This is a genomic window from Gardnerella swidsinskii, from assembly GCF_023277705.1.
Classification (GTDB): Bacteria; Actinomycetota; Actinomycetes; order Actinomycetales; family Bifidobacteriaceae; genus Bifidobacterium; species Bifidobacterium swidsinskii.
In genome coordinates, this window is record NZ_CP083176.1 from 1,368,196 (window position 1) to 1,395,188 (window position 26,993).

The window sequence follows — 26,993 nt, forward strand, 5'->3', positions numbered from 1 at the left end:
TATACCTGTTGATAAAGTGGGGAACATGCCTACTGATTTACTTGGACGCGAATACGAAACTTTTCATGCACCAGAGCCGTTAACTTCACATGGTCCTGCTCGCATTATTGCAATGTGCAACCAGAAAGGTGGAGTTGGTAAAACTACAAGCTCCATTAATATTGCTGGCGCACTAAGTCAGTATGGTCGTCGCGTTTTGATTGTTGATTTCGATCCGCAAGGTGCAGCAACAGTTGGACTTGGAATTAACGCAAATGCGCTTGATAATACAGTTTATACGGCATTATTTGATTCGTCTGTAGACGTTCACGACGTAATTCGTCATACTGAAACAGAAAATATTGATATTATTCCTGCAAATATTGATTTATCCGCAGCTGAAGTTCAGTTAGTAACCGAAGTAGGACGAGAGCAAATATTGGCAGGTGTATTGCGCAAAGTGCGCGACGAATACGATGTTATTATAGTCGATTGTCAGCCTTCTCTTGGCTTGCTTACTGTAAACGCGTTAACGGCAGCTGATGGTGTGATTATTCCACTTGCTGCAGAGTTCTTTGCTCTTCGAGGCGTGGCTCTTCTTATGCAATCAATTGAGAAGGTACAATCTCGTATTAATCCAAATCTTAAAGTATTTGGAGTTCTTGTCACTATGTACACTCGCACACTTCATAGTGAGGAAGTGTTGCAGCGCATTTATGAAGCTTTCCAAGATCGCGTTTTGCACTCTGTGATTTCGCGTTCTATTAAGCTGCCAGATTCTACAGTTGCTGCAGTTCCTATCACTATTTTTGCTCCTGAACACAAGACTGCAAAAGAGTACCGCGAAGTTGCGCGTGAGCTTATTGCTAAAGGTGTTGTTGCGTAAGTTCTTGTTGTTTTGCGTTAGTGTGGATTAAAAGCTGTCTGCGCTCACTAGTAAAATCGGTGCGGTTTGGCAGTTTACCTATTTGGGTGCTTGCCAATAAGGTATATAGCTACTGTTTCAGCCGACATTTATAGCTTAAGCGGTTGCATGTTAATAATTACTTAAACGCGAAGAATGGAAGAGGTTTGTGATGACTGTTCGCGGTGATATTCGAAATGTGGCAATTGTGGCGCACGTAGACCACGGTAAGACCACTCTGGTAAACGCCATGCTTCAGCAGTCGCACGTATTTTCTGAGCGTGAAGAAGTTCCAGATCGCGTTATGGATTCCAATGATTTGGAACGCGAAAAGGGCATTACTATTCTTGCTAAGAACACTGCTGTGCAGTACACAGGTCCATTAGCTGAAAAGTATGGTCATCCAGAAGGTATCACTATTAACGTTATTGATACTCCAGGTCACGCTGATTTCGGTGGTGAGGTCGAGCGTGGTATCTCTATGGTTGACGGCGTTGTTTTGTTGGTTGACGCTTCTGAAGGTCCTCTTCCACAGACTCGCTTTGTGCTTCGTAAAGCTTTGGAAGCTAAGCTTCCTGTTATTTTGTGCGTAAATAAGGTAGATCGTCCAGATGCTCGTATTGAAGAAGTTGTTGGCGAATCTACAGATTTGCTTCTTGGCTTGGCTCAGGATGTTGTCGAGGAAGGTATTGACCTCGATCTCGACGCTTTGCTTGATTTGCCAGTAATTTATTGCGCTGCTAAAGCTGGTTATGCTTCTGTTAATCAGCCTGAAAATGGTGGTTTGCCAGATAACGATAATTTGGAGCCATTGTTTGATTCTATTATTTCAAACATTCCAGCTCCTGAATACGAAGAAGGCGCTCCTCTTCAAGCTCATGTTGCAAACATTGATTCCTCTGACTTCTTGGGTCGTCTCGGTTTAGTGCGAATTTACAACGGAACTTTGGAAAAGGGCAAGACTTACGGTCTTTCTCGCGTCGACGGTTCCATTGAAAACTTCCGTGTTTCTGAGCTTCTTCGCACTCAAGGTTTGGAGCGCACTCCTGTAGCTTCTGCAGGTCCTGGCGACATTGTTGCTGTTGCTGGCGTAAACGACATTATGATTGGCGAAACTATCGTTGACCAAAACGATCCAAAGCCGCTTCCATTAATTCATGTCGACGATCCTGCAATTTCTATGACTTTCGGAGTAAACGATTCTCCTCTTGCTGGAACTGAAGGCAAGGATCATAAGCTTACTGCTCGTATGATTAAGGATCGTTTGGACCGCGAGCTTATTGGTAACGTTTCTATTAAGGTTATTCCAACTGAGCGTCCAGATGCTTGGGAAGTTCAAGGTCGTGGCGAGCTTGCTTTGGCTGTGCTAGCTGAGCAGATGCGTCGCGAAGGCTACGAGCTTACAGTTGGTCGTCCTCAGGTTGTTACCAAGACTATTGATGGTCAAATTAATGAGCCTATGGAAAGCACTACGATTGACGTCCCAGAAGAGTACATGGGTACCGTCACTCAGCTTATGGCTGATCGCAAGGGTCGCATGGATTCTATGAGCAACCACGGTTCTGGTTGGGTTCGTTTGCAATTTACTGTTCCATCTCGCGGTCTTATCGGTTTCCGCACTGCTTTGCTTTCTGCTACTCGCGGAACTGGTATTGCAAGCTCTATTTCCGCCGGTTATGCTCCATGGGCTGGTCAGATTGTGACTCGTCAGAATGGTTCCATGGTTTGTGACCGCAAGGGTGTTGCAACTCCTTATGCTATGCAGCGTTTGCAAGCTCGTGGCGTATTCTTCGTTGATCCACAAAGCCCAGTTTACGAAGGACAAATCGTTGGTATTAACAATAAGCCAGATGAGCTGGATGTAAATATTACGCTTGCTAAGCACATGACTAACATGCGTTCTTCAACCGCTGATGTTCTCGAGACCTTGACTCCGCCAATCAAGATGAGCTTGGAAGAGTCTCTTGACTTTGCTAACGAAGACGAATGCGTGGAAGTTACACCTGAAGCAATTCGCGTGCGCAAGATTATTTTGAGCCGTGACGAATGGTATAAGTGGCGTGCTAAGCAGCGTCGTCAAAACAACAACGCTGCATGATAATCGCAATATACCAATTAGTAATGGAACGTTAGGTTTTATTATGTCGTCGAAACCGTGGTCGCATCGCTTGCCTTCGTGGGGTAGGTATGCGACCACGTGTGTTTCTGCAGTAATATGCGCGTTGATTGGTACTTTTGCTCATCGCTGCGGTGCAATGGATAACATTCCTTACGGATTCGTATTGTCTATGCTTTTGCTGTTTTTGTCTGCTTGGTGTGCAAGATCTCGTAGTGGTTGGAGTGGATTACTTATTCACGCAATAGTTTTCTCCGCGTTTGCTTGGATTCTCGCATTAGATTTTATTGGCAGTGCAATTCTAGTACCTGTTGGTTTCACAATACCGTTGCCATGGTGTTCGCAATATGTTGGATATTTTTGGCTTTACGGCGTTCTTGTTGCTCACTTAATTTTGCTTTGTATGCCTCAGCGTTGGTTTGTTATTGAATAGTGAAATGAGCAAAGAATTTGCAATAATTTAAGCGTGACTTCGCTGTGAATTTTGCATACAAAGAAGTATTAAGCAGTATTTTTTACAGTAGTCTTGATTACAATATTCTTAACTGCAACAGTTTTTAAGGAATACTTATGAATAGTAGTAACAGTAAGTTCTCACGTAAATTATGCTATTTAGGGCCGGAAGGTTCTTTTACTCATCAAGCAGCTTTAAAAGTTCAGCAGCAGTTACAATCATTTGAGAATTTGCGACTTATTCCAACTGCTTGCGAGAATGTTCTTAGTATTGCTAGTGAAATTGAAGAGCATCAGCATTGGGGTGTTATTGCGTGGGAAAACAATATTGAAGGCGTTGTAATACCTAATTTAGATTTACTCATTGATGCAAAAAATATGGTTGGTATTGCTCGAATAGGTGTCGATATTAGTTTTGATGCTGTTATTTGCAAGTCAGATTCAATCGATAACTGTTCTACTATTGTTGCTCACCCTCACGCGTTGGCACAATGTCGTAAGTTTGCTCAAGAGCGTGGATTGAAAGAAAAAACTGCGTCTTCAAATGCTGCTGCTTGTAGGGATTTAGTTCCTGGAGAAGTTGCTTTATGCCCTAAAATTTGTGCTGATTTATACAATAGGCAGATTGTGAGTGAAGCAGTTGAAGATTTTTCTGGCGCGCGAACTGAGTTTTTAGTGCTAGCTCCTCGAGATCAGGCTTTAGATTTTGTTAATGTGCAGCGAGAAAACTTTTCATCATTTTCCTCAATTATTGCATTTATTCCGCGTTGCACAGGTGCTGGAGTGTTAGCAAATTTGCTTGATGTTGTGCGTGATCATGGTCTTAATATGACTTCCTTTATGTCTAGACCGATTAAAGGGCGAGGCGGTTTATACAGTTTTATTGCAGCTGTTGATGCTGCTCCTTGGGATTCTACGTGTAAAGCTATGATTCAAGAGGTTGTTGAACATGGTGATTGGGTTCGAGTTTTAGCAGTGTATTCTTCTGATAAACGCAAGAATCCGGTGATGGATGATTGGATGCTACCTCATGGTGGAGTGTGCGTTGAACCTTCAGTTGATGCTTTACGTAATTTGAACGTAATGCGTGCAGAAAGAGAATTATTATGGTAGAAGATGCTGAATTTTCGCAAAAATTTTCTGTTGGTATTGTAGGTCTTGGTCTTATTGGTGGATCTCTTGCAAAAAGACTTGCAAAATTGCCTGAATGTAACGTTTATGCGTGGAATCGGCATCATAATCCATACGAAGAAGCTGAAAATTTAGGAATTACTTGCGTGGACAATGTGCAAGATTTAGCTAAGCTTCGACCAAACGTTCTGATTTTGTGCAATTCTCTAGCTTCTATGCCAAGTATTTTGCATGAAGTTGCACCTTATATTGACAAATCTTGCACAACTATTAGCGATGTTGGCAGCGTAAAAACTTTAGTTCGAGAGCAAGTAAAAGATGCAGGTTTGCAAGATTGTTACGTTGGTGCGCATCCGATGGCTGGTAGTGAATTTACTGGTTGGAAAGCTTCTAGTGATGAGCTTTTAAATGGTGCTTTGTGGGCTTTAACTGTTGATGATTCTACTGAGTTTTGGCGAGTTAGAAATATTTTGCAAATGATTGTTTCGCTATGCGAGAATCGTGCAATAGTTTTGGATGATGCAACGCACGATAATTCTGCAGCTCTTATTTCTCACATGCCTCATGTTGTTGCAACAGCTCTTGCAAACGTATTATGTGAACAATCTAATCGTGCTATTGCTTTACAACTATCTGCAGGTTCCTGGCGGGATATGACACGAGTTGCTCTTACTGATCCTCAACGCACTCGTGCTATGGTAAGTGAAAATCGGCATAATACTGCGAAATTATTGCGTTCCGTAATTTCTGAGCTAACTTTTGCTGCAAATATGTTAGATAATGATGTTGAAACCGCGGATGCTTTAGAGCAAGAGTTTTTTGCTAAAGCTCAATCTTGGAGAGAATATAAATACCTGCAGCGCAACTCGTCTAAAACTAGTACGCAACAAAGTGACGATGCTAAGCAAAATGATGATGCAAATAGCAGATTGTGGAAGTATGATTCTCAAATCAATTGGCAGCAGGAATTACTAGAATCCGCGCGCTCAGGTGAATCTATTGTTGAAATCTGCGAATCTAATACTAACGAATCTTCGCAACTACTATTGCGCTCAGATGCTTCCTTGAGAAATGTGTAAAACTTGCTCCTCATCAGACAATTCTACAGACTAAGCGGCTTTTGGAATTTGCGTTCTGGGATTGGCTTTAATCGGTAAATAGTGTTGGCATCAATGAACATTTCTTCGGCAGCTCTAGTGCCGTTTGCTGCAGGATCTCGAAGTAAATGAAGCATTACCCCGTCCCACTCGAGTACGTGCCCAATCGCATCATGATACTCGATTTTTTGTGTTCCATCGTTATTGTCTTCTATAATTTTGTAAGTTCTTACTACTATGCGCGAGCCTGCAGGTATTTGCTTCGGTAGTGTAGTTAAATTCCGTGTTTGTGTGTTCATAACATGCTCCTTGTTGTATTATGCATGTGACTGAAGTATATGGCAAACGTTTTGTTTTAAACTTTTATGGAAGGGTGAGTTAAGCATGAGCAACAATAAATTTGTTTCTGAAAATTTCTTAGGCTTACCTTCTAAATATATGAGTTTAATAGATGATTATATTGATTATGTTCGTGCTAATAAAGGCTTGGGTGAACGCACGCAGAAAGCTTATGCCAGTGATATTTTGCAATGTTTAGCATGGTGTAATCGGCACGGATTTAATAATATTTCGGAGCTTACTACGGATGATTTGCGTTCGTGGATGGCTGATGAGTTGCGAAGTCATGCGCGTTCAAGTTTGGCTCGCAAAGTAGTCGCGGTGCGTGGTTTTTTTGCGTGGTGTCAGCATGTTGAATACATAAGCAGTAATCCTGCAGAAATTTTAATGACGCCAAAAATTAAAAATATGCTGCCATCTGTTTTGGATGAATATCAAGCAGAATCATTAATGAATAATGTTGATTCTAAAGCTAATGTTTCACCTTCGTGTACCAAAAATCAGAAAGCTGTAGGACTTCGCAATGCTGCAATTCTGGAGCTTTTATATGCGACTGGTATTCGTGTTGGTGAGCTTACTAGTTTAAATATTCAGGATATTAATTTTTCCTCGCACACTATAAAAGTTACTGGTAAGGGAAATAAGCAGCGTGTTGTGCCTTTTGGGGTTCCTGCTTATAAAGCTTTATCTGCTTGGATTTCTAAAGATGGACGAGAAATTTTATTGCGAAATTCTGTTGAAGAGGCAGTATTTCTTGGTACTCGCGGAAAGCGTATTGATCAGCGTTTGGTAAGGCAGATTGTGCATGACGAGGCTAAAAGTGCGCATGTTCCGGATATTTCTCCTCATGCTTTGCGGCATAGTGCTGCTACGCATATGTTGAATGGAGGGGCAGATTTACGCGAAGTGCAGGAATTATTGGGTCATTCATCGCTTAATACTACTCAGCGTTACACTCATGTTTCTATTGAATCTTTAAAACGTAAGTATTCTCAAGCTTTTCCGCGTGCATGATAGTAAATGTTTTAAGCATTCAATTATTCATATTTAACATGTTTTTTACATAATAAATATGTTAATTTACATTTTTGTAATATACATATATCTATAAAAAACAATAAATTTTACTATATAAATAATAAAATTTTCGGTATTTATAATTAAATCTAGACTTAAATAATTAATTATTACTAATATACAATATTTTTTTCAATTTTCTTTTACTATTGCATTGTTTGTAAAAATACGTATCATTGAATTTTAATCAACGAAGAGGCCTCGTCATTGGCTTGCGAGAATCCATCTGGCAATAAAAACCGGATGGATTTTTATGTTTTAGCTGATGTTTGGCTTTTTTGTGATATGACAATCCTGCCTACCAGACGTTAGGAGAAAAATATATGAAGAATAAGGCTTTGGCTTTCGCTGCTGCTGCCTGCTCGCTGGCAATGTTACTTGGTGGCTGTGGCTCTTCCGCTAAGAATGCACAAACAAACGGTGGCAAGGTTATTATTACCGTTTCAAACTCTGAGCCACAAAACGAATTAGTCCCTGGAAATATTAACGAAAATGCTGGCGCTCGTCCTGCCATGTTGGTTAATTCCACGTTGGTAACTTTCGATGAAAAAGGTAATCCTGTGAATGAGGATGCTGAAAGCATCACTCCAAATGCTGATGCTACCCAGTACACCGTGAAGGTTAAGAAAGGAAAGAAGTTCAGCGATGGCACTCCTATTACAGCCGAAAGCTTTGTGAAAGCTTGGAGCTTCGTCGCTAACGCTAAGAATGCTCAGAAGTGTGCTTCCTTCTTCCAAACCATTAAGGGTTATGCTGATTTGCAGAAGGATGGTACTAAGGGTGACGAACAGCTTTCTGGTTTGAAGGTTGTTGATGAAAATACTTTTACCGTTGATTTGGAACAGCCAGATTCTGTATTCCCAATTAAGGTTGGCTACTTGGCATTTGCTCCACTTCCGGAATCCTTCTACAAGGATCCAAAGGCTTATGGCGAAAAGCCTGTTTCTTCTGGTCCATACTTGTTCAAATCTTGGGATCACAACAAGCAGATTGAAGTTGTGAAGAACCCAGATTACGATGGTCCACGTAAGGCTCAGAATGATGGCGTAACTTTCAAGGTTTATACAGACGGTAACGCTGCATACCGCGATGTGCAGGCTGGAAACCTCGATATGACTGATAATATTCCAGATACCCAAACTAAGACTTTCCAGAAAGATACAACTGTTAAGGCTTACAACCGTCCAGGTTCTGTAATCCAACAGTTCACTATTCCTTCAAGCCTCCCGCACTTCGATGTAAAGACTGAAGAAGGTAAGCTTCGTCGTCAAGCTATTTCTATGGCTATAGACCGTAAGGTGATTATCAACAAGATTCTCAATGGCACTGCTTCTCCTGCGAACGAATTTACTTCTCCATTGACTCCAGGCTATAAGGCTGATCTTAAGGGTCATGAGAACGTAGAATTTAATGCAAAGAAAGCTAAGGAACTTTGGGCTAAGGCAGATAAGATTTCTAAGTATGATGGATCTCTTACTTTCTCCTACAATGCCGATGGAAATGCAAAGTCTGTGTTTGATGCTGTTGTGAATTCCCTCAAGAATAATCTTGGAATCAAGGCTGAGACCACTCCAATTCCTACATTCCAGGAATTCCGTAATGCTTGCGCTAAGCGTCAGATTAAGGGTGCATGGCGTGCAGGTTGGATGCCAGATTATCCAAGTGCAGAAAATTACTTGACTCAGGAATTTGCTTCCGTTGCAGCTGATGGCAATGGTTCCAACGAAGGTGATTATAAGAATCCAAAGTTCGACGATTTACTTAAGAAAGCTGCATCTGCTAAGCCAGAAGAGGCTATTAAGCTCTATCAGCAAGCAAACGAAATCCTTCTTGAGGATCTTCCATCTGTCCCATTGTTCTACTCGAACGCTAAGGCTGTGATGGTTCCAACTTTGAAGGGCTTCACAATGGATTGGCAGAATATGCCGCTGTACTATCAGCTTCACAAATAAGCTGGTAGCTAATTAAGAAAACAGCATAGTGTTACATACTTTTTAGAAAGTTAGTAGGTAACACTAGTTGGTTCCTCTTAATAATTTAATATCGCTTATTGCGAAATTGCTGCTCCAGCTAAACTAGTTAAATAAAACTATTGAGCTGGAGCGGCACTTTGTTGTTTTTTGAGTAAGTTTTAACAATTCAAGGAGAATTCGATGGGTAAGTACATTCTGCGTCGTATTTTGCAGATGATTCCTGTTGTTCTCGGCACAACATTATTAGTTTATGCTTTAGTATTTGCTTTGCCTGGAGACCCAGTAAAAGCAATGTTTGGAGAAAAACCTGTTAATCCTGCAGTGGCTGCACAAATACGAGCCGAGTATAACTTAGATAAACCATTTATTATTCAATATTTACTTTTCTTAAAGAATGCTCTTACCCTCGATTTTGGTCATACTTTTGCAGGTCAACCAGTTATCGATGAAATTGGTCGTGCATTCCCAGTTACTGTTCAACTAGCAATTATGGCATTCGCTTTCGAAGCAATATTTGGTGTCATATTTGGCATAATTTCAGGTTTGAAGAAAGGCAAGTGGTATGACAGTGTGATCCTGGTTGTATCACTTCTTCTTATTTCTGTTCCAACATTTGTGACAGGTTTCGTAGGACAATACTTATTTGGTGTTAAATGGCGTATATTACCAGTTACAGCTAGTAACGATCCTGGATTCTTCGATTTGCTTCTTCCTGCAATGGTTCTTGGTTCTGTGTCTATGGCGTATATCATTCGACTTACAAGATCTGAAATCTCTTCAAATATTTCGCTTGATTATGTGCGTACAGCTCGTGCAAAGGGCTTAAAAGAAGGCTCTGTTATTGTTCGCCACGTTTTGCGCAACTCGCTTATACCTGTCGTCACCTTCTTAGGCCAGGATTTGGGTGCTCTTATGGGCGGTGCAATGATTTCGGAAACAATCTTCAACATTCATGGCGTTGGATTCCTCACATATCAAGGGATTCTAAAAGGAGAAGGAAACCTTGTTGTTTCCATTGTCACGCTTTTGACATTGATATTTGTATTTAGCAATTTTCTTGTTGATATGTTGTACGCGGCTCTTGATCCGCGCATTCGTTACGCGTGAGGGGAGTACACTATGGAAGATAATTTGATGAAAAATGATTTGATTGCAAATAATGCTTCAAATTGCAATATATTACCGGGGCAAGAACGCTACGTTGCACCATTAGACGATACGCCTATTCAAGAAGTGGATTCCGTAGACGAATCCGCTGCTGCAACGAGTATGTGGGCAGATACTTGGAGAACTTTGCGCAGGAATCCATTGTTTATTGTTTCTGCAATTTTGATTATTGCAATTATTTTTGTTGCATTCTTCCCAAGCATTCTTACAAAGCACAATCCTAATTATTGCGTTTTGGAACACTCTCTTGAGCCAGCTTCAGCCGCGCATCCATTTGGTTTTGATATGCAAGGTTGCGATATTTATGCTCGAGTTGTTTATGGTACTCGTACATCGCTAAGTGTTGGTTTGCTTGCAACTATTTTGGTTGTACTTGTTGGTTCTTTAATTGGTGCGTTAGCAGGATTCTTCGGAGGCTGGGTTGATACTATTCTCAGCCGAATAACTGATATCTTCTTGGCTTTACCAATGCTTCTTGGTGCAATCGTAGTTTTACAAATGTTCCGTACATCTAAATCAATTTGGAAAATTGTGCTTGTTATGGTGCTTTTTGGATGGGTTAGCGTTGCTCGTATTGCACGAAGCGCTGTTATGGAATCAAAAAATCTTGAATTCAATACCGCATCTACTGCTTTAGGATCTACTCCAATACGTAATCTTTTCAAACACATTATCCCGAACTCTTTGGCTCCAATCATTGTTGTTGGAACAACTTCGCTTGGAACTTATATTGTGTTGGAAGCAACATTAAGCTTCCTTGGAATTGGTTTACCAAGTACTACTGTCAGCTGGGGTGGAGATATTTCTACCGCTAGAAATGTTCTTACTACGAACCCAGAAGTCTTGTTCTATCCGTCTATTGCACTCGCAATTACTGTGCTCGCCTTTATTATGATGGGTGATGCTGTAAAGGATGCATTAGATCCGAAGAGCCGTAAGGCGTGAATTTAGCGTGGAGGAATAAAACTTATGAATACAACACGTAAAGATATAGACATTCGCGCCATGCAGCTAGAGCAAGGGCCATTGTTGGAAGTAAAAAATCTCCAGGTTGATTTCACAACAGACTCAAAAAAAGCTGTTCATGCTGTTAGAGATGCTAGCTTCTGTGTTTATCCTGGTCAGTGGGTTGCAATTGTAGGTGAATCTGGTTCAGGAAAGTCCACTTCTGCAATGGCTGTTCTTGGTCTTCTTCCTGGAACTGGTCATGTTACAGGTGGATCTATTAAGCTCAAGGGTAAAGAAATTAGCAGTTTGAAGCCAAAAGAGATTGCTGCTTTGCGTGGTACTGCAATGGGTCTAGTTCCGCAGGATCCTATGAGCAACTTGAACCCTGTGTGGCGTATTGGCGAACAAGTTAAAGAAGCATTAATCGCAAATGGTGTTGACGTTGATCACGAGAAGCGTTCTTCATTAGCTGAGGCTCTTGCAGGCGATTCTGTTCAAGTCAAAAGCAATGAGGATGAAACATTCCTTGGCTCTAAAGAATTGCCAGAATTGATTGAAGTTGCTAAGAAAGCTTTGAAAGAAGTTGGGCTTGATGAGCATAACGATGCTGAAAAGTTCAATGAAGCTATTGATTACTACAAGAAAGAGTGGGTTCCAGGCTCTGAAACTCGTTGGCGCGTAGCAGACGATTTAATCAAATATGGTGTAAATGACGACAAAGCTTGGGAAATTGCCAAAAAGTATGTTGTAGGTGCAAGCGTTGAAGATCGTATTGCTGGTTTGCTCGATGAAGCTGGTTTGCCAGATGCTGCAACTCGTGCACGTCAGTTCCCACATGAGTTTTCCGGTGGTATGCGTCAGCGCGCTTTGATTGCTATTGGTTTGGCTTGCCGACCGGACTTGCTTATTGCAGATGAGCCAACTTCCGCTTTGGATGTTACTGTGCAAAAGCGTATTCTTGACCATTTGCATACACTAACTGATTCGCTCGGAACTTCTGTTCTCTTCATTACACACGATTTAGGTTTGGCTGCCTCTCGCGCGCAGCATGTTGTTGTTATGTATAAGGGTCGTGTTGTTGAGTCTGGCCCATCGTTGGAAGTTTTGCAGCATCCTCAGCATCCGTATACAAAGAGACTTGTTGCTGCCGCTCCAAGCTTAGCTTCTCAGCGCATTATTTCTGTTAAAGAACACGGTGGTAACGCTGATAACTTGCTTGAGCATCATGTAGTAGGTGAGCAAACTCTCGAAAAAAGTGAGCATATTATTACTGTGGATCACTTAACTCGTGAGTTTAAGCTTCCTCGCAAGAAAGAGCTTTTTAAGGCTGTTGACGACGTTTCATTCTCTATTAAGCGTGGTACGACGTTAGCTATCGTTGGTGAATCTGGTTCAGGTAAATCTACTGTTGCGAATATGGTTTTGCGACTTCTTAAGCCAACAAGTGGAACTGTTACTTACGAAGGTAAGAATATTTCCGATTTAAAGGGTGCGGATTTGCTTGACTTCCGTCGCCATGTGCAGCCAGTTTTCCAGAATCCGTATGGTTCTTTGGATCCTATGTACTCAATTTATCGTTCAATTGAAGAACCTTTGCGTATTCATAAGATTGGTGATAAAAAGAGTCGTAAAAACCGTGTGGTAGAGCTTCTAGACATGGTTCGTATGCCTGCTTCAGTTATGACTCGATTCCCGAACGAACTTTCTGGAGGACAGCGTCAACGAATTGCGATTGCTCGTGCTATGGCTTTGGACCCAGATGTTATAGTTTGCGATGAAGCTGTATCTGCTTTGGATGTGCTTGTGCAAGATCAGGTTTTGCACTTGCTTAACGATTTGCAGGCGGAGCGTGGTTTGAGCTATTTGTTCATCACACACGATTTGGCTGTCGTTCGTCAGATTGCAGACGAAGTTGTTGTTATGCAGCATGGAAAGCTTGTTGAGCATGCAACTACAGATGAGGTATTCGATCATCCACAGATGGAATACACTCGCGATTTGCTCGATGCAATTCCTGGTGGAAACTTGGAACTTGGCTTGGATTAATTTAATCTAAATATTTAATCTAATCTAATAAAATAAAAATAAAGGTGCAGGGTTTATAAACTTGGTTAATAACTGGGTTTATAAATTTCTGCACCTTAATTTTTGCTTTGTGCAGCGCGCATATTTGTGTAATGCGCATATTAGAGTTAGATTTATGATTACAATTACTACTTCAAACTTAAATGGTATTCGTGCAGCTGAGCGCAAAGGTATGCTTAACTGGTCTGACGCGCATACTCCAGACGTGTGGTGTATGCAAGAAGTGCGCGCTCCGCAGGATGCAATCGACCCAATTATGACAAAAATTGAAATGGGATATCGTACGTCTGAAAATATCGTAAATTCTATAAAAAACGATAATTTTACTTATACAAATGAAGTTTGCCGTGTAAAAGGTCGAGCTGGAGTAGCTCTAGTTACGTCTCTTCCTGTAGTTGAAAAACGCTACGGTTTGCCTGGCTTAAACGAGGATGTTGATTCTGGGCGATGGGTTGAAACTGACGTGCGTACCCCTGAAGGGTATGAAATTACTATTGCTTCTGTGTATGTTCATGCTGGAAATGTGGACGATCCGCAGAAAATGCAACAAAAATTCCGCTTTTTAGACACAATGCTTATACGCTTGGGGGAGCTTCGAAATATTGCAGCAAGTGGCGGAAATCAAGCGATTTTGTGCGGTGACTTTAATATTGCGCATACTTCACTTGATATTAAAAACGCTAAGGCTAATGAAAAAAGTGCAGGATTCTTGCCAGAGGAACGCGCTTATATTGATCGCTGGATTAACGAATATGAATTTGTGGACGTTATGCGCATGCTTGCAGGAGATATTCAAGGACCATACACTTGGTGGAGTCAGCGCGGTAAAGCTTTCGACAATAACGTTGGCTGGAGATTAGACTACCAGTTCGCAACTCCTGAAATTGCGGAAAGCGCTCGCGGATTTGTGATCGATCGTGCTGAAAGTCATGATGCGCGATGGTCTGATCACGCGCCGTTAAGTATAAAGTATGACGTGTGATGCGTAAGTATTAATTTGCATAATGTGAAATAACTAAATAATCGCACGTGTATATGAATGTACTATAACGCAAATTTTTCAGTGCTTTGCTTGTGCTATCCTGATGAAGTTAGGCAATTTACAATAATAAGTAATAAATATATTTTTGTAGATTTGTTGTTTTAAGAAATGAGGAATAATGGGTTGGTTATTTGGCCGACATGAAGAAGAAAAATCTTCAAAAGTTGAAGACAAAATCGTAGAGGTAAAAACTGGTCCATGGGATTTCAATGATGAAGATGCTCCTGATTTTAGCGATTATCTAGATTTTGGTTCAATCTATATTCCATACTTTCAAGGCATTGAGTTGCGAGTAAAAAAGCAGCATGAAACATCGCAAGTTCTTGGTATGACAGTAACTTATGGTTCTTCAAGCGTAGAAGTTGAAGCTTTTGCTGCGCCTAAAACATCTGGTATTTGGCTAGAAGTATGCAAAGATTTGCTTGATGGTAATAGTCAAGCGTGTACAGTACAAGGCGAATTCGGTACTGAGCTACTGTTGCCTGTAAAAGTTGGAGAAAAAACCATTACAACGCGTATTGTTGGCGTTGATGGTCCTAGGTGGATGCTTCGCGGAGTATTCTCTGGACCTGCAGCAACAGAGCTTGCAGATAATAATAACGAAACAAAACAATTAGACGAATGGTTTAAGGGGATTGTTGTAAATCGTGGTGAAGAGCCGCTTGCGCCTCGCGATTTTATTCCTATGCATGATCCAATAACTAGAGAAGAAAAAGAAGCTGCTTTAAATGCAGAAAATAGCGGTAAAGATGGGGAAAATAATACGTCTGATGAAGATGCTAATAATGCACTAAAAAAAGACGATAAACCATTAGGTTACGACCAACAAGTAGAAGTAAAAACTACGCTTACACGCGGTCCAATGTTTGCTGAAATTAGATAATGCAAATAGTAGAAAGTTAATTGAATGGATTCACAAGAATCTTTACAGAAATCCGAAGAAGAGTTTTCTTCGCAAGAGTTTTCAAATGCAGTAAAACTCAACGATTCTGCGCAAACCAACGATTCTGCGCAAACCAAAAAACGCTCAGGACTAGCGACATTGGCTTCAATTGGAGCCGAAGGATCTACATTTTCTGTAATTGATTCAATGGGTGGCGTTCGAGGCGTAATCGAATCCATGCTTCCAGGCTTGCTGTTTGTTATTTGCTTCGTTGTAACACGAAATGTGCAAACAACGGTTATTGTTGCAGCTGTGATTGCTGTTTTGCAAGTTGTGATTCGTCTTATTCAAAGGCAATCGCTTATGGGAGCAATTAGTGGGCTTGTTTCCATTGGAATCTGCCTTGTTTGGGTGTGGACGAGTCACCAAGCGCGCGACTACTATATGATGGGCTTTATTACGAACGCTGTTTATGGTGTGCTTCTTGCTATTTCGCTGATTGTGCGCGTGCCTGCTTTAGGGCTTGTGATTGAGTCAATTCGCAAAATGCCTACGGAAAACTTTGGCTCGTGGCTTCACGAATGGCTCGATTATAAGCCGCTTAAGCGAGCGTATATGTATGTGACAGGATTGTGGATTGCTGTTTTTGTGCTGAGGCTTGTTTTGCAAGTGCCATTATATTTGACGAATCACGTTGTGTGGCTTGGCACTGTTCGATTGCTTATGGGATTGCCGTTCTGGGCGCTCGCAATTTGGGTTTCCTACTTGATTATTGCAACGCCGTTTATGCGTCTTCATCATAAAAATCGAGAAGTAGAGCAGAGCGAAGTAGAGCAGAGTGAAGTAAATTCTAGCGAAGCAAATTCTAGCGAAGTAAAATCAGCTTAACAAAAAATCAGCTTAACAAAACGCAAAACTAAGGGGTAGTCTATGCAAGTAACGATGCGAATCGAGCGATATGCAGATCAAGGCAGATGCGTAGGTCATCTCGAAGGACGCGTTGTATTCGTGCGATTTGCGCTCCCTGGTGAGCTGGTTGTTGTGCGCATGGATGAGCCGATGCGTGCAAAAGCGCACTTTTTTACTGGCGAAGTTGTAGAAGTTTTGGAGCCTAGCGCGGATCGTGTGGGGCCGCAATGGAAGCTTGCTGGTCCTTTGGCTCAGGGCGGCGGAGTTGGAGGAGCGGATTTAATTCATGTTTCTTTGCCTGGTCAGATTCGTTGGAAGGCTTCCGTTATTGCCAATCAATTCCAGCGATTAGCGCACATGGATGTTTCGGATAACGATGTTAACGTTGAGCGCATACCGGGGGATGAGGAGCTTAACGGATTTAATTGGCGTACGCGCATGGAGTTGGTTGCGGATGATGAAGGCCGATTGTCTATGCGTAAGCGCGAGTCGCATGAACGCATTGCGATTGATACTATGCCACTTGCGTCGCGCGCGGTTTTGGCTGTTGCGGATTCTTTGGACTTGTGGAATCGTTCTTTCTCGCCAAATGCGCAAATTCGTCTTGCTGTTCCAGAGCCTCGGGTTGAAGGTTTGGATTTTAATGACAAGGCTGCGCTTCTTGATGCGATTGGCGAAAATTATGCGCTTATAGTAAATGATGAGTTGGTTGCGGGTTCGGCTTTGTTGCGCGAGCGCGTGCGCGTTGCGGTTGCTGGCGATTCATCGCGTGCGCGTACTTTTGATTATGATGTTGACGCGCGCGGTTTTTGGCAGATTCATCGCGCAGCTCCAGAGCATTTGGTGAGCTACGTTTTGGGATTAGTTCGTTCTGCGCTTGGTGGTCGTAGTAAGAATACGGTTTTGTGGGATTTGTATTCTGGATCTGGTTTGTTTACGATTCCGCTTGCAACTTTGGCTAATGTTGGCGGAGATTCTTATGGTGTTGTGGGTGCTGCTGAACCAGCACGTGTACTTAGCATTGAGGGTGCGCCGATTGCTGTAAAGAATGCAAGGCGAAACATTGGGCGCGCAGGTCTTAGCAGGGATGTTGTTGAAGCGCTTGAAGGCGATGTTGCGCAAACGCTTGAATCGCAGGTGTTTAAGGCGAGTAAGTCATCTAAGATTGTGCGCCGATTTGCGCATCCAGATGTTGTTGTGTTAGATCCTCCGCGCGCTGGTGCTAAAGCTCAAGTTTGTAAGCAGATTGCGAAGTCTGGGGCAAGAGCTGTTGTGTATGTTGCTTGCGATCCGACCAGTCTTGCTCGCGATGTTGGTACGTTTAGGGAGCTTGGCTACAGTGTTCAGTCTTTGCGCGCGTTCGACATATATCCCAACACTCACCACGTCGAGACTGTCGTGTTGATGTCAAAGGCTGATTAGTCGGGTGCAAATTTGCCCTTGTGTAGCAGGGGTTTGCGAGAGTTATCGTTAAAAGGTTTAGTATGCGACGGCTTTAGGCTGGCTTGGCGCGGTTTTTGAGCGCAGTTTGGCTGTATGAGGGAACATGTCTACGCTTTAGGGTTGAGTGCACAGGATGTTAACGTTAAAAGGTGCACCCACTTTGCACCCACCCTGCACCCACCTGTTTATGTGCGGTTTGCTTGTAGTATGTTAGCGATTTTGGTATAGGGTGGGTTGAATATTTTTTGAAAAATTGTAGTTTTAAGTGATTTGGGAATATCGATAATATTGTTTCAAGAAAAATTGTGATATGAGTTGCTAGCGTAAAGTTCTTCTTTATAATTGGATTATAATAATCGGTTTTTGGGGTTGGGGGTATTTTATGTATAGTAGGAATACTAATTATACTAGGCAGATTATTGATGATTATTGTGTGCTAGATACCGAAACGACCGGCTTATCTGCGTATTACGATGAAATTATTGAAATTGGTATTTTAAGGGTCAGGAACAATGAGATAGTAGACCGTTATGATCAGCTGGTTAAGCCGAGTACCGGAGTAGATGGTTTTATTACAGCATTAACAGGAATAACTAATGAAATGTTGGCGAGTATGCCGTCTATCGCTGATGTGAAAACGGCTGTGCTTTCATTTATTGGTGAGGATATTATTCTTGGGCATAATACTTCTTTTGATATGCGTTTTTTGAATGAGGGTTTTAAGACTCAATTGTCTAATCAGTATATGGATACGATGCAATTTGCTCGTAAACTGTATCCTGAGTTGAAGCATCACAGACTCTCCAATTTAACTGATTATTTGGGTTTGCATAATAATGAACACCGTGCTTTAGCTGATTGTATTGCGACGAAAGAATTATATGATGCTGTTAAAACACGCATGGCTGAGAAGAATCTAGTCATTGAAGATTTATGGCCTGTTAGCGGAAGTCACGGTGGTAAAGGGATAGATATCAAAGCCATTAAGCCTGATGAAGTGGTTGTTGATAAAGATGGGTTTTTCTATAATCGGCACGTGGTTTTTACTGGTAAGCTTGAGAAAATGGTTCGCAAGGATGCGATGCAGATTGTAGTGAATCTCGGCGGCGTCTTAGATAATAGTGTGACTAAGCAAACTAACTATCTAATACTTGGGGATAATGATTATAATGCAATTCTTAAAGGTGAGAAGTCATCAAAGCATAAGAAAGCAGAAAAGCTCAAGCTTGAGGGGCAAGATATAGAAATTATTGATGAGCGTACTTTCTATGATTTGCTGGAAGTATAGTCTCAGATATAAGCCGTAAATAGTAAAAGGAATACCAAGCATTAGATTTAAAAGTGTTAGGTTAAAACTCAGAATGGAAAGTCAAAGTTTCAGAGTTCAAGGGCAAGGTTTCATTGTATCCAACACATAATGAAACTAAGATCACGCTGAGGATGGTTTATATTCCAGTACCAAAGGACGAGGATTAGTCCTATGAGCTTATGCTGTAGCCAGCACAAGTTATACGCATCAAAGATATGAAAGGGGTGAGTTATATGATACTCCCTGAAAATTTGATGAACTTGATTCGTCAGGGCGAGGGGCTGACAGTCGAATTCAAAAAATCAACAACAGATATTACGAAGGATGTCTACGATACTGTTTGCTCTTTTTCTAATCGGGATGGCGGTCATATTTTCTTTGGCGTGAAGGATAACGGGACGATTCTCGGTGTTGATAAAGACTGCGTTGAGCAGATGAAGAAAAATTTTGTTACGACGATCAACAATGAGAGAAAAATGTATCCGCCACTCTATTTGACTACAGAGGAATATGAGATCGATGGGCGTATTGTTCTTTATGTCTATGTCCCTGTTGGAAAAACCGTTTACCGCAATGCGGGCAGAATATTTGATCGCAATAATGAGTCGGACATCGATATTACAGATAATGCGGACATGGTTTTCAACCTTTATGCCCGTAAGCAAAGCACCTATTTTGTGAATAAGGTCTACCCTGCCATCCCGGTTTCAAGCCTTCGTCATGATCTTATGGATCGAGCAAGGAGAATGACGAGAGTGAATACTGAGCACCATCCGTGGATTGACATGACGGATGAGGAGATGCTCAGAAGCTGTGGGCTTATACTTGAGGATCCGGAAACGAACAAAGAAGGTATCACACTTGCGGCAGTCTTGCTCTTTGGCACGGATAACCGTATCATATCCGTGTTACCTCAGCATAAGACAGACGCTATTTTCAGAGTGTTTAATGTTGATCGTTATGATGACAGGGATGTGGTGATCACAAACTTGATTGAAAGTTATGATCGTCTGATGGAATTTGGAAAGAAGCATCTGAATGATGTTTTTACATTGGATGGTGTCCAGCGGATAAGCGCCAGAGATAAAATCCTGCGTGAGATTATTTCCAACCTGCTCATGCACCGTGATTTTTCCAGTGGATATGTACCGAAGCTTGTCATTGAACGGGATAAGATTACAACAGAGAATGCGAACCTTGCGCATGGGCACGGAAACTTGAATCTGGAAACATTTAGGCCATTTGCAAAGAATCCGCCGATAGCAAAAGTGTTCCGTGAGATCGGTCTTGCTGATGAGCTGGGAAGCGGTATGCGCAACAGCTATAAATACACGAAGATGTATTCTGGTGGAGAGCCTGTCTTTACAGAGGCAGATGTTTTTACGACAGTGATTCCCCTTTCTGAGGCTGCAACTGCCAAGGTCGGGCCGACTACCCAAGGCACTACCCAAGGCACTACCCAAGGTACTGTGCAAGGTACTATGCAAGCTGAACTGAGCGAAAGAGATAAGACGTTAGTTAATCTCTTACTGAAGCATCCGGACCATACACAAGCAAAGATTGCGAATGAATTAAACTGGGATGTTAATACTGTGAAATATTATATGAATAAGCTAAAGAAGAATTCCGTAATTCTACGCCATGGGACAAGTCAGAACGGCTATTGGGAAGTTATTTATAAGAATTGAGATATAATATATTCATCTGCATTTTAGGGCACTCCAAAGCGCACTTATAGATCAAGCCAAAGTGCCAAAACGCCAAGATGACGTTTTAAGTGGCGTTTTGAATGATGTTTTGGTGGATAAGATAATAGAAGTCATTCAAAATGATCCTAAGATTACGCAGGTAGAACTTGTAAAGATACTTAATATTCCATATCGTTCTTTACAAAGAAAAATGGATGAGATGAAAGACTCTGGCAGCATAGAACGCATTGGTGGCAAGCGTTATGGTCACTGGAAGATTAATGAGTGATGTAGATGTGTGAAGGATTGACTTTATGTATGGGCAGAAAATAACGGCGAGATTATATTTGATGAATCAAGATCCTTATAAAAAGTCCGATTCTGATAAGCGGGATAAGGGAACAAGATAAGGAGCAAGCCACGATACAAGATTTAATTCAATTTTGCTATGTTCCTCGCAGCCGGAAAGAAATGCAAGAATTTATGGGGCTGACCGGTAGAGGAAACTTTTCGCAAAAATTACAAGGCCTCTTATGAAACATCAAATAAAAAGGAAAGGTCGTGAATAAATGAGCAGAATACTATGCCCGGAATGCGGGACAAAAATATCAGATAAAGCTACGAATTGCCCGCATTGTGGATTTCAAAGTGCCGATTCAAAGAGGCCAATCAGTGAGCAGGACAAATACGAGATGGTTCCGATCTTCGAATATAATATTGAAGAGTGGCAGCCGAATCGAGGAGAACTAAGCATTATCTCATATGAAGATAATAGAAGTCTTATTCAATATTTTGGTAAGTGGGAAAATATCAAGGTGAAGCTTCCTGCAATTGCAGAAGTAATAGGAGCTATGGCAAACAAGAATCGCATCATGGTTGCTAAGATGGATTCCTATGTGAAGGATTTAATAGATAAGGGAATCTATCGATTCACCATTGATAAACAGGGAGAAATACTACCAACAATTCGTGACGCAGATGGATTTGTTAAACAGGTGAGACTTGAGGACATGGCCTTGACACCTAATCTCATACAGTCCTTAAACAATTTATCGATGCACGCGGTAATGGCTCAGATTCTTGATGAAATAGAATATGTCGGTTATGCAATAAGAGAAATCCATGTAGAGCTTCAGAATGATCGTCTTGCTATGGCAGAAGGAGCAAGGGATAAACTAATGCAGGCAAGGCTGATTCAGGATGCAAAGCTGAGAGAAGCGGCTATGCTGGATGTTATACATAGTGCGACAGATGCAAAGCGAGTATTGATGCGGAACTTTTCTCAGAATATGTATTATATCACCGAACATTCCCAGAAGCCTGATTTTCAAATGATGCGTAAATTCAAAGAAGAAAAAGACGTCAGCAGGAAGGCAATTGACGCATTTCAGGCAATTGTTTACATTACTAACTCTGTGCAGACCGAGTGTGAAGGATACGCAATGTTGGGAGAATACGAACCGTGCAAGGAATGCTTAGAGGAATTCAAATCCTTCATAGTGGAAAATAAACTTAATGAGCGAGATACATTATTGTTGCTCAATGAGAATTCTTCTCAGAAGCGGATCGAAGTAGTTGATCAGTTTACCGATATTGCAGCGAGGATTACAGCCTTTGATCCGAAGGCACAAATTGAGTATTCATTACATAATCTGTTGACAGTAGAAACAGAACATACCGAAGGTGATTATGATGAGCAATAATAAAGGTCCAGAAATTCGTTATTGCAAGAAGTGCGGATGTGAACTTGTAAGCACTAATAAGTACAAGTTATGTGATAATTGCAGACGCGAAAGGAGTGCAAATTTTAGAAAGGACGTATTAGGTGCGGTGGGTATGGTTGGCAGTATCGCACTATTTATTGTTGCCAAGGGAAAGCGTGGTGGCGGAGGAAATAAAGCCTGAGCAGAGTTGAGACGATGGGATTTCAGACATATTCCCTCAGAGCGAAGTCTTGAGGCGGTTGGTAAATCTGTGCGTTTGCATATTATTGGGCAGGAACATGGTCTTTGACCTGTTTCCGAGAACGGACAAGGGTAAAATCGGTGTGTTTTCCTCAAAAAATTCGCTTTGACCAATTCCCGCGAACGAACGTGAATTTGGCTACACACTCGACATTAATATGAAGCAGTCGTGCCACGTCGAGACTGTCGTATTGATGTCAAAGGCTGATTAGGTGGGTGCATTTTTGCCCTTGTGTAGCAGGGTTTAGCGAGGGCTATCGTTAAAAGGTTTAATGCGAAGTGGCTTTAAGCCGGGTTCTCGCGGTTTTTCAACGTGTTTTGGCTGTATGAGGGAACATGTCTACGCTTTAGGGTCGAGTGCACAGGATGGATAACGTTAAAAAGTGCACCCACTTTGCACCCACCCTGTGAAGTGGGGATATACAGTATTACAAGCATAATATAGTAAGAAATAATATGATGCTCTAAATCAAAGTTTCAGAGTACAGAGCAATAGTTTCAGAGTTCAAAAGCAAAGCTTCATTGTATCCAACACGTAATGAAACTAGAGTACGAAAAAGGAAGAGGTGCTTCATTTGTCAGAGAATCAAGCGGTACATATAACTTGAAACATGCTGAGACAAGTAAAGTGAAATACGATCTTGTTGGAAAAGTTGCAGAAGGCACTACCCTGAGAAGAAAGACAGTAGGGGCAATTCTTGCTGGTCTTCGCATTGATAGGCTTTATATGTTCAGGAATAATCTGGAAGAATTTATTACTAAGGTGGTTCGACTGATTAATGAACAGAAAGTAGCGATGATCGTTGAGCATATTTCATATGATTCTATCGAGGGCAAATATGATAGCTCAATCTTTACGGCAGAAAAAGATACCCAGAGCTTCGATAAGGCATTCTTGGTGAAGAGGTCCATCCAAGATTATGTATTTACGGATGGATCAGCAGAAAAGAGCATGGAGCGTTGTTTCACAGAGGATTTGGATGCAGCAGAAGAGGTATGTGTATATGCAAAGCTTCCAAGAACATTCCAGATACCTACACCGGTAGGAAACTATTCTCCAGACTGGGAAATTGCTTTCTATGAAGGAAAGGTAAAGCATATTTTCTCTGTGGCAGAGACCAAAGGAACCATGGATAGCTTGAATCTGCGTCCAATTGAGCAGGTCAAGATTTAACGAAATGTCCGCAAGTAATGTCAGATATCACGACGTTGATATATACCAGAGCTTGCTAGATGTGATGAAGACAATGAGTTAGGACGGTGGAGCTAATGACTAAAAAAGTATCAGATAATACTAATGATGCATATGAACAATTTGGAAAATGGCTTATCAAGCAACCTTTTTGGCTTCAAGATGCTACATATAGAATCTATACAGGAAAAACAATCGATGAAAAACAAATAGATCGGTATGCGGATATGTGTATTGATCAGCATAGGCAGCAAGATCTTCAATATGAGCATCTTTCTGTAGAAACAATAAGAGCAGAAAAAGAGAATAAAAATATATCAGTTTTATCTTTATCAGAAATCAAGAGTGTTAATGCATTGGCAGAAGATACCTCGTTAGAGTTTTCTGAGAGCGGTGTTACTGTAATATATGGATTGAATGGTACAGGGAAGTCTGGCTATATGAGAATCTTCAAAGAATTAAGCGGATCTCCATATGAAGAAGCAATACAGCCGAATGTGTATAAAAAAACTAAAGGTAGTACACCTTCCTGCAAGGTTAGAATAAAAAATGAAGGCAAAGAAATAGAAGAAGCATATGATTTATCAAGAGGAATTCAGTCTTCTATTTTATCCGCATGCGATGTTTTTGATACACGAATTTCGAATGCATATATTACTTCATCTAATAAGGTGTCGTATCAACCTTTCATATTTACAGTTTTATCGAAACTGGCTATTGTAGCAGATAAAATATCTAAAAGGATTGATGAACGTGAAAGCCATGTTCTTGATAGAACAATTACTATTCCAGATGATATAAAAAATCATAAATGCATGTCGTGGTTAAAGGAAATAAATAAAGATTCTAAAGTTCCGGAAGATTTCATTGAGTGGACTGAAGACGATCAAAAGCAACTTGAGGAGATACCAAGACTTTTAGACAGGGAAAAGGTTAAACAGCAAGTTGAAATTATTGAAAGTAGGGTAAAGTTAATCACTCAGGTTCTTAGGGATTTAGAAGAGGCAAATCGTAAACAGGATGCTGCATCCTTGGGAGAAATGGTTTCTGCCTGGAGTGAAACAAAAGAAAAATACGATTTATCTCGAAAACTGTTTTCAGAAAAAGCAGATATTCAAGATAGTGTAAGCGTAAATGTAAAAGCATGGAAAGACCTTTGGAAATCAGCAAAAGATTACTATGAATCATTTATTTTCGAAGATAACAAAAATCATTTTGGAGAGGAAGGATCAATTTGTCCACTTTGCCATCAGTCGATTTATGGGAAAACTCAGGAACGAATAAGTAGTGTTAATGAATTTATTAATGGTAGTTGTTTGAGTGATCTGGAAAAGACGAAAAAAGAGCTAATAAGCTATAGAGATTCGATTTGTAAAAGACAATATAGTAGCGATGTAGTTCAGCAATTATTAGAAGATATGGACAAGAAAAATCTTCAAAGTATAGTTGATACATATAAGCGAATTGAAGAAATAAAACTATTGTCTGATGTGACAGAGTTATCATTGAAATTATCTGAAGTAGGCTTGGAAAAAGCTATTACAAGTTTGAAATCCATTCTTTCAGCGCTAGAAGAAGGGAAGAAACCGCTAGTTAGCGCCCTCGAAATAGAAGGAAAAGAAGAGTTAATAAATAGTTTACAGGTGTTAAAATGCAAAAAATGGTGTGTAGACAACTTATCGACGATACAACGAGTTATTACAAATCTGAAAAAAATTGATGATTTGCAGTGTTCAAAGCAGTTTACCACCACTAACAAAATCACGAAACAATCAAATGTGTTGGCAGATTTATTGATAACACAAGCTTACATCGATCGTTTTACTAAGGAATTAAATATTCTTGCCCCACATGTTAAAGTCAAGTTAAGCAAAGGAACATCACAGAAAGGGAATTCGCCTTATAAGGTGAGTATTGATTCTGACAGTGGGATAAAATGTAAGCCAGAGGATATTCTTAGTGAAGGTGAACAAAGGATTGTTGCATTGGCGGCTTTCTTTGCAGATGCAACAGGTAGGGTCGATAGTATTCCTATTATTATTGACGATCCTATTTCATCACTTGACTTGAATTATGAAGAAGCGGCAACAAGAAGGATTGTAGAATTGGCATCATCTCGACAGGTAATAGTTTTTACACATCGTATTTCTTTACTTGTCGGTATAGGAGAGGTCTGCAAAGCGAATAATGTACAAATGCAAGAGGCACATATTCGAAGTGCTAATCGTGGAAAAGGTATACCGGAGTCTGAAGAAGTTTATCATGGGAAAATCAAAGCTCAGCTAAATGCATTAAAGGCAAAAGTTGTTAGAACAAGAAATATCGATTCTGATTTGCCAGAATATGATGATGCTGTAAGTAGGATATGCCAACAGTTCAGAATTTACGTTGAAAGATCTGTGGAAGATGTACTTTTATTGGGAATGGTGCATAGATTCCATAGAAGAATCATGACAAACAATAAAGTAATGAAGATATCACAGATTAAAGATTCTGATTGTCAGATGATAGATGATATGATGACCAAATATTCTTTTACAGAGCATTCTCAGCCAATGGACAGTATGCCTGTTCAGCTCAATTTGGATGAAATTTACAAGGATATAGATTCATTCATATCATGGGTAGTTGAATTCACAAAGCGAGTTGGCTGAAAATCTAGAAGGTTAACGGACTGATTTCTAACGTATAACTTATTCAGAGGGAGCAATTCATGGGGAAAAACAAAGCTGATTTGCAATCGATTCAAAAAGAAATAAAACCGTTCCCTTGTAAGGAGTGGTTTTAGAAAGCATATACTGATCCTGCAGATATGGCTCCTGTTTGTAGGCTTATACGAAGAAAGCATGACAAGGTAGATATTGCCCCAAGACCAAGAGATGATGGGAAACCATATCTTGTAATCAAGGTACATGGATTTCTTTCGGGTGGAGAAGTAAAGATTAGAGGTTCCAAACAGGGGAGGTGATTAGCATTGCGGATGCTATCATGGATAGAATATTCTCAAAATTTTAAATCATGGGCAGAGAGTACCAGAGAAAGTTACGTAAATAGGATTGATGATTTCACCGATGCTAATCACGTCGAGAGTGTCGTATTGATGTCTAGGGCTGATTAGGTGGGTGCATTTTTGCCATTGTGTAGCAGGGGTTTGCGAGGGCTATCGTTAAAAGGTTTAATGCGAAGCAGCTTTAGGCTGTGTTCTCGTGATGTTTGAGTGCGATTTTTCTGTATGAGGGAACATGTCAACGCTTTAGAGTCGAGTGCACAGGATGTTAACGTACTTCGCTCGCG

General features: G+C 40.9%; 22 protein-coding genes. 21 read left to right on the plus strand and 1 reads right to left on the minus strand.

Going from position 1 to position 26,993, the window contains the following annotated elements:
* Positions 1 to 25 precede the first annotated feature (25 nt).
* The 5 genes from K9E37_RS05530 (at position 26) to K9E37_RS05550 (ending at position 5,662) form a co-directional block, all read left to right on the plus strand.
* The gene (locus K9E37_RS05530; protein WP_004110398.1) at positions 26 to 865 is read left to right on the plus strand and encodes a ParA family protein; all 840 of its coding nucleotides are present in this window, start codon (positions 26 to 28) and stop codon (positions 863 to 865) included.
* A gap of 190 nt (positions 866 to 1,055) precedes the next feature.
* Complete coding sequence (typA, locus tag K9E37_RS05535) at positions 1,056 to 2,981, plus strand: translational GTPase TypA (RefSeq protein ID WP_064621387.1); 1,926 nt, start codon at positions 1,056 to 1,058, stop codon at positions 2,979 to 2,981.
* A gap of 43 nt (positions 2,982 to 3,024) precedes the next feature.
* A complete protein-coding gene (locus tag K9E37_RS05540) occupies positions 3,025 to 3,432 on the plus strand; it encodes an alcohol dehydrogenase (RefSeq protein ID WP_102155352.1) in 408 nt (135 codons plus the stop codon).
* A 137-nt stretch (positions 3,433 to 3,569) separates the two neighbouring features.
* Positions 3,570 to 4,565: a prephenate dehydratase gene (locus K9E37_RS05545; RefSeq protein ID WP_102155350.1), complete on the plus strand. Its 996-nt coding sequence runs from the start codon at positions 3,570 to 3,572 to the stop codon at positions 4,563 to 4,565.
* Positions 4,559 to 5,662, plus strand: coding sequence for a prephenate dehydrogenase (locus tag K9E37_RS05550; protein ID WP_102155348.1), 1,104 nt, complete (start codon positions 4,559 to 4,561; stop codon positions 5,660 to 5,662). The genes K9E37_RS05545 and K9E37_RS05550 overlap by 7 nt, the downstream gene beginning before the upstream one ends.
* Positions 5,663 to 5,685: 23 nt before the next feature.
* On the opposite strand, the gene K9E37_RS05555 is transcribed toward K9E37_RS05550, so the two are convergent.
* A complete protein-coding gene (locus K9E37_RS05555; protein ID WP_102155346.1) occupies positions 5,686 to 5,979 on the minus strand; it encodes a DUF6725 family protein in 294 nt (97 codons plus the stop codon).
* Between the two features lie 85 nt (positions 5,980 to 6,064).
* Here K9E37_RS05555 and K9E37_RS05560 point away from each other — a divergent pair, with 85 nt between their 5' ends.
* The 16 genes from K9E37_RS05560 to K9E37_RS05635 all read left to right on the plus strand — a co-directional run bounded on the left by K9E37_RS05560 (position 6,065) and on the right by K9E37_RS05635 (position 26,353).
* Positions 6,065 to 7,033, plus strand: a complete 969-nt coding sequence (locus K9E37_RS05560) for a tyrosine recombinase XerC (RefSeq protein WP_102155345.1) — start codon at positions 6,065 to 6,067, stop codon at positions 7,031 to 7,033.
* A 386-nt stretch (positions 7,034 to 7,419) separates the two neighbouring features.
* Positions 7,420 to 9,048, plus strand: coding sequence for a peptide ABC transporter substrate-binding protein (locus K9E37_RS05565; protein ID WP_004110383.1), 1,629 nt, complete (start codon positions 7,420 to 7,422; stop codon positions 9,046 to 9,048).
* 201 nt (positions 9,049 to 9,249) lie between these two features.
* Positions 9,250 to 10,176 carry an ABC transporter permease gene (locus K9E37_RS05570; protein ID WP_004105077.1) on the plus strand — a complete coding sequence of 309 codons (927 nt, stop codon included), beginning with the start codon at positions 9,250 to 9,252 and terminating at the stop codon, positions 10,174 to 10,176.
* Between the two features lie 12 nt (positions 10,177 to 10,188).
* Complete coding sequence (locus tag K9E37_RS05575; protein WP_004110381.1) at positions 10,189 to 11,181, plus strand: ABC transporter permease; 993 nt, start codon at positions 10,189 to 10,191, stop codon at positions 11,179 to 11,181.
* A gap of 24 nt (positions 11,182 to 11,205) precedes the next feature.
* Entirely contained in the window at positions 11,206 to 13,230 is a 2,025-nt protein-coding gene (locus K9E37_RS05580) for a dipeptide ABC transporter ATP-binding protein (protein ID WP_102155343.1), read from the plus strand.
* A gap of 154 nt (positions 13,231 to 13,384) precedes the next feature.
* The gene (locus K9E37_RS05585; RefSeq protein ID WP_102155340.1) at positions 13,385 to 14,251 is read left to right on the plus strand and encodes an exodeoxyribonuclease III; all 867 of its coding nucleotides are present in this window, start codon (positions 13,385 to 13,387) and stop codon (positions 14,249 to 14,251) included.
* A gap of 178 nt (positions 14,252 to 14,429) precedes the next feature.
* A complete protein-coding gene (locus K9E37_RS05590) occupies positions 14,430 to 15,194 on the plus strand; it encodes a DUF3710 domain-containing protein (protein ID WP_004105066.1) in 765 nt (254 codons plus the stop codon).
* Between the two features lie 24 nt (positions 15,195 to 15,218).
* Positions 15,219 to 16,082 (plus strand): DUF3159 domain-containing protein, encoded by an 864-nt coding sequence (locus tag K9E37_RS05595; RefSeq protein WP_248893212.1) that lies wholly within the window; start codon positions 15,219 to 15,221, stop codon positions 16,080 to 16,082.
* A gap of 42 nt (positions 16,083 to 16,124) precedes the next feature.
* Positions 16,125 to 17,525: a class I SAM-dependent RNA methyltransferase gene (locus K9E37_RS05600; protein ID WP_248893214.1), complete on the plus strand. Its 1,401-nt coding sequence runs from the start codon at positions 16,125 to 16,127 to the stop codon at positions 17,523 to 17,525.
* 403 nt (positions 17,526 to 17,928) lie between these two features.
* Positions 17,929 to 18,834 carry a 3'-5' exonuclease gene (locus K9E37_RS05605; protein ID WP_102703422.1) on the plus strand — a complete coding sequence of 302 codons (906 nt, stop codon included), beginning with the start codon at positions 17,929 to 17,931 and terminating at the stop codon, positions 18,832 to 18,834.
* A gap of 236 nt (positions 18,835 to 19,070) precedes the next feature.
* Positions 19,071 to 20,543 (plus strand): RNA-binding domain-containing protein, encoded by a 1,473-nt coding sequence (locus tag K9E37_RS05610; protein ID WP_248893216.1) that lies wholly within the window; start codon positions 19,071 to 19,073, stop codon positions 20,541 to 20,543.
* 61 nt (positions 20,544 to 20,604) lie between these two features.
* Positions 20,605 to 20,832, plus strand: a complete 228-nt coding sequence (locus K9E37_RS05615; RefSeq protein ID WP_158245254.1) for a winged helix-turn-helix domain-containing protein — start codon at positions 20,605 to 20,607, stop codon at positions 20,830 to 20,832.
* Positions 20,833 to 21,112: 280 nt separating this feature from the next.
* Positions 21,113 to 22,246 carry a zinc ribbon domain-containing protein gene (locus K9E37_RS05620; RefSeq protein WP_102703424.1) on the plus strand — a complete coding sequence of 378 codons (1,134 nt, stop codon included), beginning with the start codon at positions 21,113 to 21,115 and terminating at the stop codon, positions 22,244 to 22,246.
* Complete coding sequence (locus tag K9E37_RS05625) at positions 22,236 to 22,448, plus strand: hypothetical protein (protein ID WP_101896516.1); 213 nt, start codon at positions 22,236 to 22,238, stop codon at positions 22,446 to 22,448. The genes K9E37_RS05620 and K9E37_RS05625 overlap by 11 nt, the downstream gene beginning before the upstream one ends.
* A gap of 597 nt (positions 22,449 to 23,045) precedes the next feature.
* Entirely contained in the window at positions 23,046 to 23,681 is a 636-nt protein-coding gene (locus K9E37_RS05630; RefSeq protein WP_248893219.1) for a restriction endonuclease, read from the plus strand.
* A 95-nt stretch (positions 23,682 to 23,776) separates the two neighbouring features.
* Positions 23,777 to 26,353, plus strand: coding sequence for an AAA family ATPase (locus K9E37_RS05635; protein WP_102703425.1), 2,577 nt, complete (start codon positions 23,777 to 23,779; stop codon positions 26,351 to 26,353).
* Positions 26,354 to 26,993 lie beyond the last annotated feature (640 nt).